Consider the following 20,634-nt stretch of genomic DNA (forward strand, 5'->3'; position numbering starts at 1 on the left):
ATTGTTGATGCTAGCGGGGAAACAGTTGCTATTAGAAGAACTTTCTTCAGATTTACAGAGGGAATTAAACGATTTGAAAAAGAAGGGAGAGATCGTATGTGTACAAGGTGTAAAAAAGAAGAATTCTAAATATATGTGCCAACGCTGCGGAAATGTAGATCGGCGGCTATTTGCGTCGTTTTTATGTAAAAGGTGCAGTAAAGTGTGCGCATATTGCCGGAAGTGTATAACGATGGGGAGAGTAAGTGAATGTGCTGTACTTGTTCGCGGGATTGCTGAAAGAAAGAGAGAAAAGAATTCAAATTTGTTACAGTGGAACGGGACGTTGTCTACTGGCCAGAATTTGGCGGCGCAAGGAGTTATAGAGGCTATTAAGCAAAAAGAATCATTTTTTATTTGGGCTGTATGCGGGGCTGGGAAAACAGAGATGTTGTTTTACGGAATTAACGAAGCGCTTCAAAAAGGAGAAAGAGTTTGTATCGCAACGCCGAGAACGGATGTTGTTCTGGAATTAGCACCGAGATTGCAAGAAGTATTTCCATATATAAAGGTAGCGGCTTTATATGGAGGGAGTGTGGATAAAGAAAAAGATGCAGTACTAGTCGTTGCGACTACGCATCAATTATTACGTTATTATAGGGCGTTTCATGTCATGGTTGTAGATGAGATAGATGCGTTTCCATATTGTGCAGATCAAATGTTACAGTACGCGGTAAAACAAGCGATGAAAGAAAAAGCGGCGCGTATTTATTTAACTGCGACTCCAGATGAAACGTGGAAGCGAAAACTTAAACAAGGTAAACAAAAAGGTGTTATTGTTTCTGGACGATATCATCGTCATCCTTTGCCAGTTCCTTTATTTTGTTGGTGCGGGAATTGGAAAAAAAACCTCATTCATAAAAGAATTCCTCGAGTTTTACTACAGTGGTTACAAACATACTTAAATAAAAAATTCTCTATTTTTTTATTCGTCCCCCATGTGCGATATATAGAAGAAATAAGCTTGTTGTTAAAACCATTAAACAATCGAATTGAAGGTGTACATGCAGAAGATCCAGGGAGAAAAGAAAAAGTAGCGGCTTTCAGAAAGGGAGAAATCCCATTATTAGTTACAACGACAATTTTAGAGCGAGGCGTAACGGTGAAAAATTTGCAAGTTGCAGTTTTAGGGGCGGAAGAAGAAATATTTTCAGAAAGTGCGCTCGTACAAATTGCGGGCCGAGCAGGGCGGAGCTTTGAAGCACCGTATGGAGAGGTCATTTATTTTCACTATGGCAAGACAGAGGCGATGGTGCGCGCGAAAAAACATATTCAAGGTATGAATAAAAATGCGAAAGAACAAGGATTGATCGATTAATGCATTGTTTGCTTTGTGATGAGTGTTTTGTAGAAAAGATTAGTTGGTACACTTTTTTTGTAAAGTGTCATAGAAAATATATATGTGATAGATGTGAGCAGAAACTTTCCTATATTATAGGAGAAATTTGCATGGAGTGCGGGCGACCTTTAGAATTTGTTCCTGCCTCATTTCAAGAAGACGGTATTTGTATAGATTGTATAAGGTGGACGAAAGAGGAGAAGTATCGTTCTTTTAAAAACCGTTCTTTATATATGTATGATGATGAGATGAAAGAAATAGTAGCACAGTTTAAGTTTCGGGGGGATGCAGAGTTAGTGCACATTTTTTATCGTCCTTTTCGAAGTTTATTTCAAAAGTATTTTGCCAATGTTTCAACCGTTATCGCTGTTCCGCTTAGTAAGGAAAGGGAAATTGAACGTGGTTTTAATCAAGCTGAGTTATTAGCAACTTGTTTGCCTGTCAAAATTTTTTATCCATCATTAAGAAGAAGGGAAACAGAAAAGCAAAGTAAGAAGACACGTAAAGAAAGGGTGTCAGGAAGCAATCCTTTTTATTTTCAGGGAGAAGAGATGTTTTCTGGGCAACATATTTTACTCGTTGATGACGTGTATACGATAGGGATTACAGTTAGGCAAATCGGAAGTTTGTTATATGAAAGAGGGGCAAGAGAAGTATCTAGTTTGACACTTTGTAGAAGTTAATATGGCAGTGTCGAAAGGGATAATAAAAAGGCGATAAGTCTTCTTTGACTTCATATGTTGTCATTCGTTATAGTCAAAATATGGGGCGAATGCCCTGATTTTTAGAGTGAAGGGAATGGAATGAACATGCAAGGAAGAGTGAAATGGTTCAATGCAGAAAAGGGATTTGGGTTTATTGAGCGTGAAGATGGTGACGATGTATTTGTCCATTTTTCTGCTATTCAACAAGATGGATATAAGTCATTAGAAGAAGGGCAACAAGTAGAGTTTGACATTGTAGATGGAGCACGTGGACCACAAGCAGCTAATGTTGTGAAACTGTAGGGTATATTGTTTTTGGAAGAGAAAGCTGCGTTTGTGGCAACGTTATATATATGTAGTAGAACCTCTTGTTTTTCGCAAGGGGTTTTTGTTATAGGATAAGTTGTCAAAAAGTTGTTTCTTTTCTGTAACGAATTGTCCACAGTTATATTCGTTATTCACGATGTTAATAGGATAAAATAAAGATAGAAACGATGCATCTTTTCATTTCAACAAAAAACGATAAAAAAATCGCAATTCCACTAATTTTTTTAAAAAAGTTAGAAGGAGTTTTTAAGCCAATGTCGAAATTATAATACATAGGCTTGAAAGGAGGAATTCATCTATGAAATTCAACATTCGTGGTGAAAATATTGAAGTAACTCCAGCATTAAAGGAATATGTAGAGAAAAAACTAAGTAAGTTAGAGCGTTATTTTGATACATTCCCAGAGATTAAAGTTAATTTAAAAGTATACTCTGACAAGCAACGTGTCGAGGTAACAATACCATTTACTGATTTATTACTTCGTGCAGAAGAAACTAATAGCGATATGTACGCTGCTATCGATTTAGTAGTTGATAAAATTGAGCGACAAATTCGTAAACATAAAACAAAAGTAAATCGTAAGTTACGTGAGAAAGGTTCTATGAAAACGAACTTTATCCTTCCAGAAGCAGTAGCTGTTTTGGATGAGGTAGAAGAAGATGAATTAGAACTTGTACGTACAAAACGATTCGATTTAAAACCGATGGACGTTGAAGAGGCAATCCTACAAATGGATATGCTAGGACATAATTTCTTCGTCTTCACAAATGCTGATACAAACGAAACTAATGTTGTATATGGCCGTAAAGATGGGAAATACGGTTTAATCGAAACTAAATAATAATTCGAAAGCGCAGCCGAAATGGCTGCGCTTTTTTTGTATTTTTCGCAGCAAGGTTAAAAAAGTTTTATAAGTAGCCGATTTCATTAAGAAGTGATTTTTAGGCGGTATTTCCTCAAAACAGCAGGAGAAAATTCGAAACTTAGAGAGGTGAGTTACTCTTTATTATTTGGAACAAGCATAGGAATGTAGCTACCTTTACAAGTAATTCTTTGCTAGGGATATAGTATTGTTTTTAAAAAATTAACGAAATGTTCGCAAGTGTAAAAGTAATATTAAATATTCTGAAATCCATTGAAGGTGTGTTGAGGTGTTGTTACCATAATATTGTATTATATTGATTTATTCCTTCAGTGGAAAAATACAATCAATATAATGCTACAAATTATCGGAGGTGCTTTTAGTGGGCATTAAGAAAAAAGTCGTTTTATGTTTGGATCTGTTTTATCGTTAGGTATTTTAGCTAGTACTTTCGCTTTAACCGAACCGGCTAAGGCTAGTACAAGGGATGACCATGTGAATTTTACCTTTAGACTTTGGAGTCCATATGATTATACTAATGCACGTCCTAAAGAGACGCCTACCTCTATGTATATGCGTGTGAAGAGCAGTGAGAAGGGCGGAGGTTCTTTCAATGTTTGGACAGAAGCAGATAAAAATAAAAATGCAGAAGATAGAAAATGGGTAAATGTTTCAGGTAAGCATGAAGGAACAGTGATACCAGGTAGAACATATCTTTTTCAAAATTATGCATATGAAAACCATGGGGAAAATGTGCCTGTGAGATTTGGTGGTTATTCTAGAGAAAATAATGCTTATCCTACTGCTTGGAGTCCTGATAGTGTAAGACCTAGTGGACCTTACATTGAATATTGATTTAGAAATTATAAATTGAAATTATTTATTTTATAGTGCTAGAAAAAGTCGTATAGTTTCAAATCCGGATTATACGACTTTTCCTGCTATTTCATTTTTTAAATAGGAGGAGCTGTAATGAGGTTTATTTCAAAATATATTTTAGTTTGTTTTTTTATATTGAGTATTAGTTTCTTAGTTTCTTGTCAAAAGAAAGTAGATGAACCTATTGTACATATTGAAGATACTTTAACGGAAAAAGATAATTTGAAAAGTATTGAATTAAAAGGAATTAACAAAAATACTATTTTTGAACAAGTGTTTTTGGAAAGTGAAAATGGTGATGATTTCTTTCAAGGACAAATAGAAAAAAATGATAGTTTAATAGAGGATAAGCTTTCAAATAAAAAATTGAAATTAGGAGTTATACCAGAAAATTATTATGTTTTTTTGACGGGTGTTACGAATAAGAAAAAACCAACGTATCTCTTGGGACGGATTGAACAAACTGATGGAGAAGTAATTCAGTGGAAACAAGAAGTTAAGAGTGTAAAAAGAAAAGGCACAAATGATGTTTATCAGTATGAAGTTGAGTTTCCTAAATTTGAAGGAGAGAGAGCAAATGTTTCTTTTCGTTACATTTGGTTAAATAAAGAAAAGAAATGTTATGGTGTTGCGGATCAATTGTTCATATTAAAAAAGATTTAAATTTAATGGTTTATGGAGGAGCTATAGATGAGTTACTTTTTAGGAAGGATTTTAAAAGGTAGGATGTTTTGGTTGTCTTTATTTATTATGTTAGTAATTGTTATTGCTCAATATATTGCTATGTTTGTGACAACTAAAGGATTTAACGATGCTGGGATTATAAAGGTATCCCCATATTTATCTAATATTTTATATTTTAATAGATTATCGTTTTATAGTGAGTTTTATTTACTTATATTTCCTATGCTTTCCGCAATGGCTGTAGCAGGGATTTATAGAATTGATAAAAATTATGGATTTATTTATCCTGTTATTTCTAAGATGGGAACATGTTATTATTTTAAGCTGCTTTATTTTATTAATTTTATTGTATCTTTTTTTATTATAAGTGTCCCTTTACTATTTAATTTTTATTTATATGTGATGACTTATCCAACAGTTGCTCCGCATCCAATATTAAATTATATGGCTTCTACTGTTTCGCCAACAGCTCAATTTCATATAGTTTATTATAAGTACCCTACTTTATATTTTCTAATGTATGTATTTTTAAATGGTTTATACGGTGCGGTTTTTTCGAGTTTAGCTTTATCAGTTTCGTTTTTTATAAAACGAGTTTATTTTATTTATTTAGTTCCATTTATTTTACATATTTTTTGGCTTGGTATTGGAAAAGGGATTCTCAATCTTAAAGATTATTTAATTAAAGATTTTGGCTTTTTTGAATTACAAATTTTTCTTAGTGTACTGTTATGTATTTGGTTTTGTTCTGTAGTTCTTTATTTACGGGGGAGTAGGAAGCATGTTCTTTTATAATGTTATGAAAGAAACTATAAGGATGAAATATGTTTGGTTAAGTATTCTTTTTGTACTTAATGTTAGTATCATTGGTTGCTTGTTCAATTATTTTGAACCCGGAATTGTAAAAGAGAAAATGAACGAATTGGAAGCTTTGTATAAGGTTATGTCGTTGTATAATTTGTCGACTATATTTATTCCTTTAACAATTGTTTTTTCTGTATATTCTATGTCGAACTTTTTTAGTATTTATGTTGTTTACAGAGTGAATAATGCATTGAAATTAGTTTCTATATATTATTTAAAATTATTCGTTTTTGTTTACTTTTTTGCTGGGAGTATGATTTTACAGTTGTTTTTGATGTCAACTATGATGGCTGTAACTAGTGTTGATGTAAATTATCCATTATTATTTTGCATTCAATTATTTGCGAGTGTTTTTATATGTATGATAAGTGCTTTATTGCAATTATTTTTACCTAGTTTACTTGTAATAATATGTATGATTACTGCTGTTTTATTAGATAGATTTATATTACATGGATTTTTATTTACAAATGCTTTTTATATAAATGTCTTTGAAGATGCTACTGGTTTATTTATACGCTTATTTGGCTGTTTTTTTATCTTTTTTATAAGTGTATGGATTTTATCTAAAAAAAGTTATATTTCTATGAATGATGAGACAGAGGTGGTCTAGTTTACATTATGATCTTATATTATTTGTTAAAAAGAGATTTATATGTAAGGTTTCGAGATTCCATCAAGATAATGGTTTTTTTATTCTTAATTTACGCTATTATTGCAATTGCCTTTTTATACAATCAGCCTCTTAGTAATGGTAAAGAATCTGTATTAGTAGATGTTACCTTTTATCGATTTTTTCATGGAGTAGATTTTGTGGATTTATCTTATTTTTATAAGGAGGGGCGATTTTCTATCCCTTTTTATTGGATATTCTTTCAAATCACTCCTTTGTTGTTTGTAGGGAATTTTGCTTTTTCAGATATTCAACAGAATGGTGTTTATTTATTTCCTCGTGTTAAGAAGAAGCATTTTCTGTGGTTAACGAAAATATTATCTTTGTTTTTTTATATAATTATTATTTGGATTGGTATGTATTTTATTTGGTTTAGCGCTTACTATTTGCTTTCTTTAGGCGAGTATAATTTTTTAAATTTATATAGTCAATTTCCTTATAAGATATTAGGTACTATGCTAATTCAAATAATTATAAGCTTTTTATTAGCTTTGATTTTTGAGTTTTTAACTTTTTATATACCGATAACTATTGTTTTTGTACTAATGTTGTTGTACCTATTTTTGTCTATTTTCTTTCATAGTATTTATTTTTTAGGCTCTTTTGTTATGCCAAATCGTTGGTATTTTGTTGATCACAGTTCAATTCAATTGACTTTAGGTAATAATCAATCTATTCAATATAATGATTTACTTTTAATAGGAGTAGTAATTGTTGTTGTAATGATTTTATTAGGTAGTTTTTGTTTTAAAAAACTAGATGTGATAGGTGAATAATTTATGGACAATTATATTAAATGTGAATGTATGACGAAAAGATTAAAAGGAAATATTGTGTTAGATAATATTAGTTTGTCAGTAAAAAAAGGCGAATTTTTAGTTTTGAAGGGGCATAATGGCTCTGGTAAAACGATGATTTTACGCGCTATATCAGGGTTAATGCGCTTGAATTCTGGAGTTGTTTATATAGATAATGAAATAATTGGAAAACAAAAGCAATTTCCTGATTCTATGGGAATATTGATTGAATATCCAAGTTTTATTCCAGGGTATACTGGTTTTCAGAATTTGAAATTTTTATCATCGATTAACAATAAAATCTCCGATGAGGAGATTTATAATATTATTCAAAGGGTTGGACTTGATAAAACAGATAAGAGAAAGTATAAAAGATACTCTTTAGGTATGAAACAACGTTTAGGGATAGCGCAAGCTTTAATGGAACAACCAAAATTACTGTTATTAGACGAGCCAACTAATGCTTTAGATAGTGATGGGATAAAAGATGTTTTAGATATTTTGAAAGTAGAAAAAGCCAAGGGAACGACTATTGTTGTAGCCAGTCATGATGTGCATGTTCTAGATAATGAAATGGTAGATCGTATTGTACATGTTAATAATGGAAAGTTGGTAGATTAAGAGTGACGAGAAAACATATCTTAATAAGTATTGGATTGTGTCTGTTGCTATGTATATTTGCTAATTTATTAAGATTTAAAACATTAAATCTTAATAATGAATCTTATAAAGTGGTAAAAGATGAGTTTTTATCTAATAGAACTTTTGAAGATGGGCAAGGAGTTACGTTTCATGCACTCAATCCTCTTGATCCTACAAAAGTTTATGATCCCTATGAAGACCGTGAAGTAGTGACGTATGTTTTACCTTTAGATATTACAAATACAACAAATCGAGATATTAACTTGCTTAGTAATAAGTCTATTTCCGATACAATGTTTTATTCTAAAATAGGTGAGTTTTATAATTTAATCCCTTATTCAATGGAATTACCTAAAAAATATCAGTTTGATCCTGTAATACCTGCTGGTAAAACAGTACGAGGGTATATAGGGACAAATTATTTTATAGGAGATGACCCTTATAAAAATTATAAAAACTTTTCAAATGAATCAACTAAAGTGAAATTCATTTCTTGTATAAAGGATAAGAAAGGGAAATATCATGAATTAGAAATACCGATAAATTAATAAAATTTATGATTGATACAGCTATATTTTAATGGTGTTTGTAGATCTTGCAACATAACAATATCTTTTAAAGTCGGAGTTTTTTTGTAGGTGTAAGTATCTATGGATGCTGCACCTGCAAAGTTTCCGGCTTTTTGTAATTGTCGATTTAGATTTTATTAAGGAATTTCTGGTAGTCATATTCTTTAAAAGGAAACTTGAAAGAATATGACTTAGATTTAATACGAAATTTGTAACGTGAAATTGAAATAGCGAGACAGAGAAAAGGAACGTAACAAATGAAATAAAAACTTTTTCTGAATATAAGGCCCGACATCTTGCCGATTGTTGTCATAGTTATGAGACAAGTGTTACAATTATCATTAGGTATATACATTTTAGTTTTTTTAATTAGGAGAAAAATTGGCATAACATACATTTGATTTTTATAACGACTGATTGTAATAGAGAAAAAGAAAACAATCGGAAGTTTTATTTTAATAAAAAGAGGAGCGTATTTCCTATGATCGGTATTTTAAAAAAGGTGTTTGATGTAAATCAACGCCAAATTAAACGTATGCAAAAGACAGTTGAGCAAATTGATGCATTAGAGTCATCTATTAAGCCACTAACTGATGAACAATTAAAAGGAAAGACGCTTGAATTTAAAGAACGTCTAACAAAAGGTGAAACAGTAGATGATCTACTACCTGAAGCTTTTGCAGTTGTTCGCGAAGCGGCAACTCGTGTTCTTGGAATGCGTCCATATGGCGTACAGTTAATGGGTGGTATTGCCTTACATGAAGGGAATATTTCTGAGATGAAAACGGGTGAAGGTAAAACGTTAACATCTACATTACCTGTATATTTAAATGCTTTAACAGGAAAAGGTGTTCATGTTGTTACAGTCAATGAATATTTAGCACAACGTGATGCGAGCGAAATGGGACAACTTCATGAGTTCCTTGGCTTAACGGTAGGAATTAACTTAAATAGTATGTCACGCGAAGAGAAACAAGAGGCTTATGCTGCTGATATTACGTATAGCACAAATAATGAGCTTGGATTCGATTACTTACGTGATAACATGGTTTTATATAAAGAGCAGTGCGTTCAACGTCCACTTCACTTTGCTATTATCGATGAAGTCGATTCTATTTTAGTCGATGAAGCACGTACGCCGCTTATTATTTCAGGACAAGCTCAAAAATCAACAGAGCTATACATGTTTGCAAATGCATTTGTTCGTACGTTAGAAAATGAAAAAGATTATTCATTTGATGTGAAAACGAAAAATGTAATGCTAACAGAAGATGGTATTACGAAAGCAGAGAAAGCTTTCCATATTGAAAACTTATTCGATTTAAAACATGTAGCACTTCTTCACCATATTAATCAGGGACTTCGTGCACACGTTGTTATGCACCGTGATACAGATTATGTTGTACAAGAAGGCGAAATCGTAATTGTAGACCAATTCACTGGTCGTCTTATGAAAGGTCGTCGTTATAGCGAAGGATTACACCAAGCGATTGAAGCAAAAGAAGGTGTAGAAATTCAAAATGAAAGCATGACGCTTGCAACAATTACATTCCAGAACTACTTCCGTATGTATGAAAAATTATCTGGTATGACTGGTACAGCGAAAACAGAGGAAGAGGAATTCCGTAACATTTACAATATGAACGTTATTGTAATTCCGACCAACAAACCGATTATTCGTGATGATCGTGCCGATTTAATCTTTAAATCAATGGAAGGTAAGTTCAATGCTGTTGTTGAGGATATTGTAAATCGTCATAAAAAAGGACAACCTGTTCTTGTAGGTACAGTTGCAATTGAAACTTCAGAGCTTATTTCAAAAATGTTAACGCGTAAAGGTGTACGTCATAACATCTTAAATGCGAAAAACCATGCTCGTGAAGCAGATATCATTGCAGAGGCTGGTATGAAAGGTGCTGTAACAATCGCGACGAACATGGCAGGTCGTGGTACAGATATTAAGCTTGGAGACGATGTGAAAAACGTTGGTTTAGCAGTTATCGGTACAGAGCGTCACGAAAGTCGTCGTATTGATAATCAGTTACGTGGTCGTGCTGGTCGTCAAGGGGACCCTGGTGTTACGCAGTTCTACTTATCGATGGAAGATGAATTAATGCGCCGATTTGGTTCAGATAATATGAAAGCAATGATGGACCGCCTTGGTATGGATGATTCTCAGCCGATTGAAAGTAAAATGGTTTCTCGTGCGGTAGAATCTGCACAAAAACGTGTTGAAGGAAATAACTATGATGCACGTAAGCAGTTACTGCAATATGATGATGTACTTCGTCAACAACGTGAAGTTATTTACAAACAGCGTCAAGAGGTAATGGAGTCTGACAACTTACGCGGCATTATTGAAGGTATGATGAAATCTACAGTAGAACGTGCTGTTGCCCTTCATACACAAGAGGAAATTGAAGAAGATTGGAACATTAAAGGTCTTGTTGACTACTTAAATACAAACCTTCTTCAAGACGGAGATGTAAAAGAAGAAGAATTACGTCGCCTTGCTCCTGAGGAAATGAGCGAACCGATTATCGCGAAATTAATAGAGCGATACAATGAAAAGGAAAAGCTTATGCCAGAAGAGCAAATGCGTGAGTTTGAGAAGGTTGTTGTATTCCGCGTTGTAGATACGAAATGGACAGAGCATATTGATGCGATGGATCACCTTCGTGAAGGTATTCATTTACGTGCTTACGGTCAAATCGATCCACTTCGTGAGTACCAAATGGAAGGGTTCGCGATGTTCGAGTCAATGGTTGCCTCTATTGAAGAGGAAATTTCTCGTTACATTATGAAAGCTGAAATTGAACAAAACTTAGAACGTCAAGAAGTTGTTCAAGGTGAAGCTGTTCATCCTTCTAGCGATGGCGAAGAAGCAAAGAAAAAGCCAGTTGTAAAAGGTGACCAAGTGGGCCGCAACGATTTATGTAAATGTGGTAGCGGTAAAAAATATAAAAACTGCTGTGGTATCGTTCAGTAATATAGGACGGTAGCTTTGGCTGTTTTGCAAACTTTTATATCAAAAATGTATAATTAAGAAGGATTAAACTCTCTCCGTAATAAGTGGAGAGAGTTTCCCTTGTTTTCATACGAAAGTAACAGCAATTACATAGAGGTGAAGGAAATGGAATTAGTAGAAATTAGACAGGAATTAGAGAAAATGGCTAAGCGATTAGCGGCTTTTAGGGGGTCTCTTTGACCTCCCTACTAAGGAGAAACAAATTGCAGAATTAGAAGAAAAAATGATGGGCGCAGGATTTTGGGATGACCAACAAGGCGCACAAGCTGTAATTAATGAAGCGAATGCGTTAAAAGATATGGTTGGAAAGTTCCGTCAGTTAGATGAGACGTTCGAAAATTTAGAAATCACGCATGAGCTTTTAAAAGAAGAGTATGATGAAGATTTACATGAGGAATTAGAATCAGAAGTAAAAGGCTTAATTCAAGAAATGAATGAGTATGAGCTTCAGTTACTATTAAGTGATCCTTATGATAAAAATAATGCGATTTTAGAATTACATCCAGGTGCAGGTGGAACTGAGTCACAAGACTGGGGTTCTATGTTATTACGTATGTACACACGCTGGGCTGAAAAACGCGGATTCAAAGTAGAAACGGTTGATTATTTACCAGGTGATGAAGCTGGTATTAAGAGTGTAACTTTATTAATTAAAGGTCATAACGCTTACGGTTACTTAAAAGCAGAGAAAGGTGTACATCGTCTTGTACGTATTTCACCATTCGATTCTTCAGGGCGCCGTCATACATCGTTCGTATCTTGTGAAGTTGTACCAGAGTTCAATGATGAAGTTGAAATCGAAGTACGTACAGAAGACTTAAAAATTGATACGTACCGAGCAAGTGGAGCTGGTGGGCAGCACGTAAATACGACAGATTCAGCAGTTCGTATTACACATACACCGACAAATACGGTTGTAACATGTCAGTCGGAGCGTTCTCAAATTAAAAACCGTGAGCATGCGATGAAAATGTTAAAAGCGAAATTATATCAAAAGAAACTAGAAGAGCAACAAGCAGAATTAGATGAAATTCGCGGAGAGCAAAAAGAAATCGGATGGGGTAGCCAAATCCGTTCTTACGTATTCCACCCGTATTCTCTTGTAAAAGACCATCGTACAAATACGGAGGTTGGTAACGTACAAGCTGTTATGGATGGAGAGATTGATCCATTTATTGATGCTTACTTACGTTCTCGTATCTAATAAGCGAAAAAAAGCCAACGAAATTGTTGGCGCATGCTGAGGACAATAGAGGATATAAAGAATATAAAGAATTTGATTCTATTTTTATAGATGAAGTAAAGAGGAAGAGAAGTTGGAAACGACAACTTCTCTTTTTGATGGGATTATATGTAGATTACAATGCTGTATATTGTTTTGTAAAAAGTAGAGAATAGTAAAATAGAGCGGTAATAGGGTAAAGATTTATATAGAACTTTTCTAATTTTCCTTTTAAAAAGGATACTTTATAGAAGTTTTTTAAGTTGTTCACAGAATTGAAACAACTTATGAAAGCTTTATTTTATCAAGGTTCTCACTGTATTTTTGAGGAATATGAAATACACCTTAGTTTTTCTATATAAAGATAATGCTTATAATGAAAATGAGTGTGTTAGGAATAAAAAGAATATCAACAATGGGGAGCGATAGAAGTGAAAAAGAAATTGTTGGCTATTGCGCTAGGGACATCGGTTGTTTTTGCTTTAGGAGCATGCGGAAATAAAGAAGAGAGTAAGTCTTCGAAACAGTCTGCAAGCACAGACAGCGCAGAACAAATTTTCCAAAGAAGTTGTGCGGGATGTCACGCAACAGATTTATCAGGGGCAACTGGACCTGATTTAAGAAAAGTAGGCGGTAAGTACGACGCTGCAGATATCGAAGAGATTATTAAAAAAGGCCGTGGTTCAATGTCACCAGGACTTATTCAAGGTGAAGATGCGAAAAAAGTATCTGAATGGTTAGCTGAACATAAATAAAAAGGTGAAATGGGCGAGTTGATAATATAGTCAGCTCGTTTTCCTTTTTTCTGGTATGTAACATAACTGTAACAAAAATGTATCCAAATTGGAAACCGTTTGATGTTACAATGGGGTTTGTAGAATTTTGCTGAAATATATTACATAGAGTGGTATTGCTTATGAGAAAGCATAAGTAAACTACCTTCAACAAGGATGACTAAATGAAAATGAAGGATGTCTTTTATTTTCAGATGTACAGAAAAGTATTTCGAAAAAAATCATTAAGTATTGGGTGATAAATAATGATAAAAATGACGAATGTTTATAAGGAGTACCCGAATGGTATGAAAGCCATTGCTGGTCTTACAGTTAACATTAAACAAGGTGAATTCGTATACGTAGTTGGACCGAGTGGAGCCGGGAAATCTACATTTATTAAAATGATGTATCGTGAAGAGAAACCATCTACAGGATCTATTAATGTAAATGGACTTACTATCGAAACATTGGCAGAAAGAGACGTTCCGTATTTTCGTCGTCAATTAGGCGTAATTTTCCAAGATTTTAAATTGCTACCTAAATTAACGGTATATGAGAATGTTTCGTTTGCTTTAGAAGTAATTGAAGAAGAACCGGATGCAATTCGTGAGCGTGTAACAGAAGTTCTAGGTCTTGTAGGCCTTGAAGATCGTGCAGACGCACTTCCAAGTGAGCTTTCAGGTGGGGAGCAACAACGTGTGGCTATTGCAAGAGCAATTGTAAATAGACCAAAGGTTGTAATTGCCGATGAGCCAACAGGTAACTTAGATATTGAAACAGCTCTTGATATTATGAATATTTTTACTCGCATTAATGAGCGCGGCACAACGATCGTTATGGCGACGCATAATGCAGATATCGTAAATACAATCCGTCATCGTGTAATCGCGATTGAAGGCGGAAAAATTGTTCGAGATGAGATTGAGGGAGGATACGGATATGAAGGCTAAGACCCTTAGTCGACATTTGCGAGAAGGTGTAAAGAATCTATCACGTAACGGATGGATGACATTTGCTTCTGTTAGTGCAGTAACAGTTACATTATTACTTGTAGGTGTCTTTTTAACAGCGATTATGAATATGAACCATTTTGCGACGAAAGTAGAGCAAGATGTAGAGATTCGTGTACACATTGATCCAGCTGCAAAAGAAGCGGATCAAAAGAAATTAGAAGAAGATATGAGTAAGATTGCAAAAGTAGATTCTATTAAATATTCTTCTAAAGAAGAAGAGTTAAAACGTTTAATTAAAAGCTTAGGTGATAGTGGAAAAACGTTTGAGTTATTTGAACAAGATAACCCACTTAAAAACGTATTCGTTGTAAAAGCAAAAGAACCAACCGATACAGCGACAATCGCGAAGAAGGTTGAAAAAATGCAGTTTGTTAGTAATGTTCAGTACGGAAAAGGACAAGTTGAACGATTATTTGATACTGTAAAAACTGGTCGTAACATTGGGATTGCGTTAATTGCTGGTCTTTTATTCACAGCGATGTTCTTAATCTCTAATACAATTAAAATTACAATTTATGCTCGTAGTACAGAAATTGAAATTATGAAACTTGTTGGTGCAACAAACTGGTTTATTCGTTGGCCATTCTTGCTAGAGGGATTATTCTTAGGAGTATTAGGATCAATTATTCCAATTGGCCTAATTCTAATTACGTATAATTCGTTGCAAGGTGTGTTTAATGAAAAACTTGGCGGAACAATTTTCGAGCTTCTACCATACAGTCCGTTCGTATTCCAATTAGCTGGTTTACTAGTGTTAATCGGTGCTTTAATCGGTATGTGGGGAAGTGTAATGTCAATTCGTCGCTTCTTAAAAGTATAAAAAGTTGCAAACATAATTCGTACAAGCTTATCATATAGTAGAAATAGGTAAAGGCATCACACACTGTGTGATGCCTTTTGCTACACCACCTGTGTGTTTTGGAAAGGGGAATTCCGCATTGAAACGTAGAGTTGCAATTATTGGAATGGTTGTTGCATTTTTAATTGGTGCTGGCGGAATGTTTGCAGGCATGTCTGTATTTGGGGTTAACCCATCAGAAGTAACGCAAACAATTTCGAGTGGGAATGCTAGCACTGCGCAAGGGAATTTGGCAAAAATTAATGAGGCGTATGCACTAATTGATTCACGTTATGTGGAAGACGTGAAAGATGAAAAGTTAGTTGAAGGTGCAATACAAGGTATGTTGTCTACGCTGAAGGACCCTTATTCCACGTATATGGATAAAGAAACAGCCAAACAGTTTAGTGAATCGCTTGATCCCGAATTAGAGGGGATTGGGGCTGAGGTGAACAAGACGGACGGTAAGCTTATTATCGTATCGCCAATTAAAGGTTCACCAGCAGAAAAGATAGGAATTAAACCGAATGACCAAATTTTATCTGTAGATGGAAACAGTGTGAAAGACTTATCACGTGAAGAAGCAGTATTAAAAATTCGTGGTAAAAAGGGAACGACTGTCGCAATTGAAATTAAACGTGCGGGAGTAACTGATCCGATCGTATTTAAAATTAAGCGTGAAAAGATTCCAATCTTTACAGTATTTAGTTCTGTGAAGCAAGAGAGTGGAAAAGATATCGGTTATATGCAAATCACTTCTTTTGCTGAAAATACAGCGAAAGAATTTAAGGATCAGTTAAAAGAGTTAGAGAAGAAAAATATAAAAGGCTTAGTTATTGACGTACGTGGTAATCCTGGTGGCTATTTAAATAGTGTAGAAGATATACTAGGGGAAATTATGACGAATAAAAAGCCGATGCTACAAGTAGAGCAGCGAAATGGTGAGAAGAAGAAATTCTCTACGGAACTGAAAGAGAGAAAACCATATCCAATTTCAGTATTAATTGATAATGGAAGTGCTTCTGCTTCAGAGATTTTAGCGGGTGCGCTAAAAGAAGGAGAAGGATACGATTTAATTGGTGAAAAGACATTTGGTAAAGGTACTGTCCAGCAAGCTGTTCCATTTAAAGACGGCAGCAACATTAAATTAACGATGTTTAAATGGTTAACACCGGATGGGAACTGGATTCATAAAAAAGGAATCGCGCCAACAGTAGAAGTGAAGCAACCAAATTATTATCATGCGACACCAATTCAAATTGAAAAAACACTTTCATACAATTCAAATGATGTACAAGTAAAACATGCTCAAGAAATGCTTAAGAGCTTAGGGTATGTACCAGGTCGTGAAGATGGATACTTTAGTAAAGAGACAGAATCGGCTCTGAAAGCATTCCAAAATGCAAATGAGATGGAAGCGACAGGACAGCTTGATAAAAAGACAGCTGAAGCGATTCAAACTAAAATTATCGAAAAAATTCGTTCTGGAGAAAATGATCTACAATTACAGTCAGCATTAAAATTAATGGCAAAATAAGAAGAAATACAGGCAGTTTGCTGCCTGTATTTTTTTGTGTTAAACAAACGTTTGTTTAGTTATGATAATATAAAAAGAAAGAATGATATAAATGGTGGTGAATGAGTTCATGGAGGCGTGGATTTTTGAAATAATGCGGGCAGTTGGACGTTTTTTCTTACACCCTGCTGTCTATATATTTGTAATAAGTAGTATCTTCGTTGGATACTTACGTATGTTAAGAGAACGAAAAGATTTTTCTTTTAAAGTTTATGATATTTGGTTTGAACTGCGAACCTCTCTATTTGCAGGGATTGGATACGGATTAGTAGTATCTATTGTTACGATTGGGCTTGGACTTGTTGTTTCTAAAGCGAGCTTATGGGCCATTTTAATTTGGACGTTACTATTTGGATTAACGGCTATGTATCGATATTTATCGGCGGCTTATACATTTAGCATTGCGATTGTATGTGTTCTATTATCTTCTAAGCTACCAGTTTCCTTTTTACAGCTTCGAGAAGGTGAAGAGAGTACCATTGTATCCCTTGTTATTTTACTAGGCGTTATGCTTATTGTAGAAGGCTTATTGATTTCTAAAAACGCAGTAGGATATTCGACGCCGAGGATTAGGAAGGGGAAGCGTGGATTAAAGATTGGTTTACACGAATCAAAGCGTTTATGGATCGTTCCTATTTTTATTCTTGTACCGGGTGATGCGGTAACGCAGTTTATTTCATGGTGGCCTGTCGTTTCAATCGGTTCAAATACATATTCTCTATTCCTCGTTCCATTTTTAATTGGATTTATGAGAAAGATTAAAAGTTATGAGCCGACGGAAGCTTTATTATTTACAGGAAGACGTGTTTATGGATTAGCAGGACTTGTGCTCGTTTTAGGAATCGCAAGTTATTGGTGGCACGTACTTGCAATTATCGCGATGGGAGTCGCAATGCTTGGGCGTTTCACAATCTCGATGCAAGAGAAAATTGCCGATGAAACAAGACCAGCATATTTTGCTGCACGCAATGATGGGCTCGTTGTACTAGATACAATTCCAAATACAATTGGAGCAGAGCTAAAATTACTGCCTGGAGAAATTATTACGAAAGTAAATGGAGTCATTCCAAAAAGCGCCGAGGAATTTTATGATGCGCTTCAAACGAAGACGACAGGAGCATTTTGTAAATTAGAAGTATTAGATACAAATGGTGAGCTTCGTCTTGCACAAACTGCATTATATGCTGGTGGACATCACGAATTAGGTATTGTATTCGTTGAACAGGAGCATGAGTGGGATTCGGAAGCGATGTAATAGAAGGAATGGTATCACCTTGTGGTGGTACCTTTTTTGTTTTTGGGGGAGGGTAGTTAGTAAATGAAATTTATATCGGCGATTTTCCGAATATATCAGCGCAACTTGAAATATATCGGCGATTTTGCAAATATATCAGCGCAACTCGAAATATATCGGCGATTATTCGAATATATCGACTTTCCAGCAAAAAACGACAACTATCGCAAAGCTTATTTTCAGTTTCATAGACGGATAACTTGAATAATTATTTGATAATGGTTATCATTTAGGGAGTCTTTTTAATTTTGGAAAATGGAGGTAAGATATGCTGCGTAAATTTTTCTCGTACTATAAACCGTATAAAGGTTTATTTATACTCGACTTTTCTTGTGCGGTTGTCGCAGGATTATTAGAACTCGGCTTCCCGCTTATCGTAAATCAATTTATTGATAAGTTATTGCCAGGGCAAAACTGGACGCTTATTTTATGGGCTTGTTTCGGTTTACTCGCAGTTTATATGTTAAATGCAGGCTTACAATATGTCGTTACATATTGGGGACATATGCTTGGTGTTAACATTGAAACAGATATGAGGCAGAAATTATTTGATCATATTCAAAAGCTATCATTCAGATTTTTTGATAATAATAAAACTGGTCATTTAATTTCACGCCTTACAAACGATTTAATGGAAATTGGGGAAATTGCTCACCATGGACCAGAAGATCTATTTATCGCCGTAATGACTTTAGTTGGGGCATTCTCATTTATGATGATGATCAACTGGAAGTTAGCGTTATTAACGTTCTTCGTCATTCCATTCCTATTATGGTTAGCACTTTACTTTAATAAAAAAATGACAGGTACATTTAGACGTTTATTCTCAGACGTTGCTGATTTTAATGCATGCATTGAGAACAATGTTGGGGGAATTCGTGTTGTACAAGCATTCGGAAATGAAAAGTTTGAGAAAGAGCAATTTGCTGTCAACAACGCTCGTTTCCGTACAACGAAATTAATGGCGTATAAAATTATGGCGTTAAATTCATCGATTAGTTATATGCTCATGCGGCTCGTAACGCTCTTCGTCTTAATATGCGGTACATGGTTTGTTCTGCAAGGAGAATTAACGTACGGTGGATTTATCGGATTCGTTCTATTAACGAATATTTTCTTCCGCCCAATTGAAAAAATTAACGCGGTAATCGAAAGCTATCCGAAGGGAATCGCCGGTTTTAAAAGATATGTAGAGCTTCTTGAAACAGAGCCTGACATTGTAGACTCTAAAGATGCAATGGAAGTTAAACATGTACATGGTGATATTCAATATAACAACATTACGTTCGGATATGAAAATAAAGAACCAATTTTAAATGACATTAGTTTGAAAATACATGCAGGTGAAACGGTTGCGTTCGTTGGACCATCAGGAGCTGGGAAAACGACGTTATGTAGCCTATTACCACGTTTTTATGAGCAATCATCTGGATCAATTCAAATTGATGGGATTGATACGAAAGATATGACATTATCTTCACTTCGTAAGCAAATTGGAATTGTGCAGCAAGACGTGTTCTTATTTTCAGGAACAATTCGTGAAAATATCGCTTACGGAAATTTAAAGGCATCAGAGCCTGAAATTTGGCAGGCAGTAAAACGTGCGCAGTTAGAAGATTTAATTTACTCACAGCCGGAAGGTTTGGATACTGTTATCGGTGAGCGCGGCGTGAAACTTTCAGGTGGACAAAAGCAGCGTCTAGCTATTGCTCGTATGTTCTTGAAAAACCCGCCAATTTTAATATTGGATGAAGCAACTTCTGCACTAGATACAGAGACAGAACTTGCGATTCAAAAATCGCTTGCTGAATTAGCTGTCGGTCGCACAACGCTAGTTATCGCTCACAGACTTGCAACGATTAAAAATGCAGATCGCATCGTCGTTGTAAATAAAGATGGCATTGCAGAACAAGGTTCACATAATGAATTAATTGAGCAAGGCGGAGGATACAGTAGGTTATACGAAGCTCAGTTTAGTTCGTAAATATAATTTGTACTGAATTAGTGCACCATAAGTAGGTAAAAATCTCATATGGGAGGCTATAAAGTATGATTGTAACAACAACGTCTACAATTCAAGGAAAAGAAATTATTGAGTATATCGATATCGTCAATGGAGAAGCGATTATGGGTGCGAATATCGTTCGTGACCTTTTCGCTTCTGTTCGTGACGTTGTCGGTGGTCGTGCTGGCGCTTATGAAAGTAAATTAAAAGAAGCACGCGACATCGCAATGGAAGAGATGAAAACTTTCGCAAGACAAAAAAATGCAAATGCAATTGTTGGTATCGACGTGGATTACGAAGTAGTTCGCGAAGGTATGTTAATGGTTGCGGTGAGCGGGACTGCTGTCCGCATATAAAGTAAAAAGCCGTGCTGATGTGAGCTGCACCCCAATTGTTAGACACAGTCTAACAATTGGAGGTGCAGTTTTTTGTATGACAAAATTTACGAAGGATTTAAAGTTAACGCTCGTTCAAGGATTTAATCCGAAAATAATTTCTCAAGC

General features: G+C 34.8%; 20 protein-coding genes and 1 pseudogene. 20 read left to right on the forward strand and 1 reads right to left on the reverse strand.

Annotated features, from left to right (window positions below; translation table 11 throughout):
* The first annotated feature begins 7 nt into the window (after positions 1 to 7).
* The 11 genes from comFA to D1166_RS19705 all read left to right on the forward strand — a co-directional run bounded on the left by comFA (position 8) and on the right by D1166_RS19705 (position 8,358).
* A complete protein-coding gene (gene comFA, locus D1166_RS19655) occupies positions 8 to 1,357 on the forward strand; it encodes an ATP-dependent helicase ComFA (protein WP_118043398.1) in 1,350 nt (449 codons plus the stop codon).
* The gene (locus tag D1166_RS19660; protein WP_118043399.1) at positions 1,357 to 2,061 is read left to right on the forward strand and encodes a ComF family protein; all 705 of its coding nucleotides are present in this window, start codon (positions 1,357 to 1,359) and stop codon (positions 2,059 to 2,061) included. Before comFA ends, D1166_RS19660 begins: the two co-directional genes overlap by 1 nt.
* Before the next feature lie 126 nt (positions 2,062 to 2,187).
* On the forward strand, positions 2,188 to 2,385 hold the full coding sequence (gene cspC, locus D1166_RS19665; protein ID WP_001990088.1) for a cold shock protein CspC: 198 nt from the start codon (positions 2,188 to 2,190) through the stop codon (positions 2,383 to 2,385).
* Positions 2,386 to 2,707: 322 nt separating this feature from the next.
* Positions 2,708 to 3,250, forward strand: coding sequence for a ribosome hibernation-promoting factor, HPF/YfiA family (hpf, locus tag D1166_RS19670; protein WP_000671186.1), 543 nt, complete (start codon positions 2,708 to 2,710; stop codon positions 3,248 to 3,250).
* Between the two features lie 429 nt (positions 3,251 to 3,679).
* On the forward strand, positions 3,680 to 4,126 hold the full coding sequence (locus D1166_RS19675; RefSeq protein WP_098389745.1) for a hypothetical protein: 447 nt from the start codon (positions 3,680 to 3,682) through the stop codon (positions 4,124 to 4,126).
* 117 nt (positions 4,127 to 4,243) lie between these two features.
* Positions 4,244 to 4,813 (forward strand): hypothetical protein, encoded by a 570-nt coding sequence (locus tag D1166_RS19680; protein ID WP_001211058.1) that lies wholly within the window; start codon positions 4,244 to 4,246, stop codon positions 4,811 to 4,813.
* A 27-nt stretch (positions 4,814 to 4,840) separates the two neighbouring features.
* Positions 4,841 to 5,629, forward strand: a complete 789-nt coding sequence (locus tag D1166_RS19685; protein ID WP_118043400.1) for a hypothetical protein — start codon at positions 4,841 to 4,843, stop codon at positions 5,627 to 5,629.
* The gene (locus D1166_RS19690) at positions 5,616 to 6,311 is read left to right on the forward strand and encodes a hypothetical protein (protein ID WP_000466510.1); all 696 of its coding nucleotides are present in this window, start codon (positions 5,616 to 5,618) and stop codon (positions 6,309 to 6,311) included. The genes D1166_RS19685 and D1166_RS19690 overlap by 14 nt, the downstream gene beginning before the upstream one ends.
* A gap of 71 nt (positions 6,312 to 6,382) precedes the next feature.
* A complete protein-coding gene (locus tag D1166_RS19695; RefSeq protein WP_098595758.1) occupies positions 6,383 to 7,147 on the forward strand; it encodes a hypothetical protein in 765 nt (254 codons plus the stop codon).
* 3 nt (positions 7,148 to 7,150) lie between these two features.
* On the forward strand, positions 7,151 to 7,789 hold the full coding sequence (locus tag D1166_RS19700; protein ID WP_000371027.1) for an ATP-binding cassette domain-containing protein: 639 nt from the start codon (positions 7,151 to 7,153) through the stop codon (positions 7,787 to 7,789).
* A gap of 41 nt (positions 7,790 to 7,830) precedes the next feature.
* A complete protein-coding gene (locus D1166_RS19705; protein WP_118043401.1) occupies positions 7,831 to 8,358 on the forward strand; it encodes a hypothetical protein in 528 nt (175 codons plus the stop codon).
* Here the strand turns inward: D1166_RS19705 and D1166_RS32385 are convergent.
* A pseudogene (locus D1166_RS32385) lies at positions 8,355 to 8,504 on the reverse strand (tyrosine-type recombinase/integrase); the annotation flags it as partial. The gene D1166_RS19705 and the pseudogene D1166_RS32385 sit on opposite strands and share 4 nt — an antisense overlap.
* A 356-nt stretch (positions 8,505 to 8,860) precedes the next feature.
* On the opposite strand from D1166_RS32385, the gene secA reads away from it, so the two are divergent.
* The 9 genes from secA (at position 8,861) to D1166_RS19755 (ending at position 20,487) form a co-directional block, all read left to right on the forward strand.
* Positions 8,861 to 11,368, forward strand: coding sequence for a preprotein translocase subunit SecA (gene secA, locus D1166_RS19710; RefSeq protein ID WP_000579387.1), 2,508 nt, complete (start codon positions 8,861 to 8,863; stop codon positions 11,366 to 11,368).
* A 144-nt stretch (positions 11,369 to 11,512) separates the two neighbouring features.
* Positions 11,513 to 12,611 (forward strand): peptide chain release factor 2 gene (gene prfB, locus D1166_RS19715; RefSeq protein ID WP_096001716.1). Its coding sequence is split into 2 segments (ribosomal slippage): positions 11,513 to 11,584 and positions 11,586 to 12,611, totalling 1,098 coding nucleotides; the frame shifts between segments, so codons are not numbered across the junction.
* A 449-nt stretch (positions 12,612 to 13,060) separates the two neighbouring features.
* Complete coding sequence (gene cccB, locus D1166_RS19720; RefSeq protein ID WP_000727971.1) at positions 13,061 to 13,384, forward strand: cytochrome c551; 324 nt, start codon at positions 13,061 to 13,063, stop codon at positions 13,382 to 13,384.
* 284 nt (positions 13,385 to 13,668) lie between these two features.
* Entirely contained in the window at positions 13,669 to 14,355 is a 687-nt protein-coding gene (gene ftsE, locus D1166_RS19730; RefSeq protein WP_000594321.1) for a cell division ATP-binding protein FtsE, read from the forward strand.
* Positions 14,345 to 15,238 carry a permease-like cell division protein FtsX gene (gene ftsX / locus D1166_RS19735; RefSeq protein WP_000645027.1) on the forward strand — a complete coding sequence of 298 codons (894 nt, stop codon included), beginning with the start codon at positions 14,345 to 14,347 and terminating at the stop codon, positions 15,236 to 15,238. The genes ftsE and ftsX overlap by 11 nt, the downstream gene beginning before the upstream one ends.
* Before the next feature lie 118 nt (positions 15,239 to 15,356).
* A complete protein-coding gene (locus D1166_RS19740) occupies positions 15,357 to 16,793 on the forward strand; it encodes a S41 family peptidase (RefSeq protein ID WP_000830313.1) in 1,437 nt (478 codons plus the stop codon).
* A 109-nt stretch (positions 16,794 to 16,902) separates the two neighbouring features.
* The gene (locus tag D1166_RS19745) at positions 16,903 to 18,087 is read left to right on the forward strand and encodes a PDZ domain-containing protein (protein ID WP_000388615.1); all 1,185 of its coding nucleotides are present in this window, start codon (positions 16,903 to 16,905) and stop codon (positions 18,085 to 18,087) included.
* Positions 18,088 to 18,394: 307 nt separating this feature from the next.
* Complete coding sequence (locus tag D1166_RS19750) at positions 18,395 to 20,110, forward strand: ABC transporter ATP-binding protein (protein ID WP_000944624.1); 1,716 nt, start codon at positions 18,395 to 18,397, stop codon at positions 20,108 to 20,110.
* A gap of 65 nt (positions 20,111 to 20,175) precedes the next feature.
* Complete coding sequence (locus D1166_RS19755) at positions 20,176 to 20,487, forward strand: heavy metal-binding domain-containing protein (RefSeq protein WP_000637523.1); 312 nt, start codon at positions 20,176 to 20,178, stop codon at positions 20,485 to 20,487.
* The last annotated feature ends 147 nt before the right edge of the window (positions 20,488 to 20,634 follow it).

This window comes from Bacillus sp. ISO11 (assembly GCF_003458115.1).
GTDB lineage: Bacteria > Bacillota > Bacilli > Bacillales > Bacillaceae_G > Bacillus_A > Bacillus_A cereus.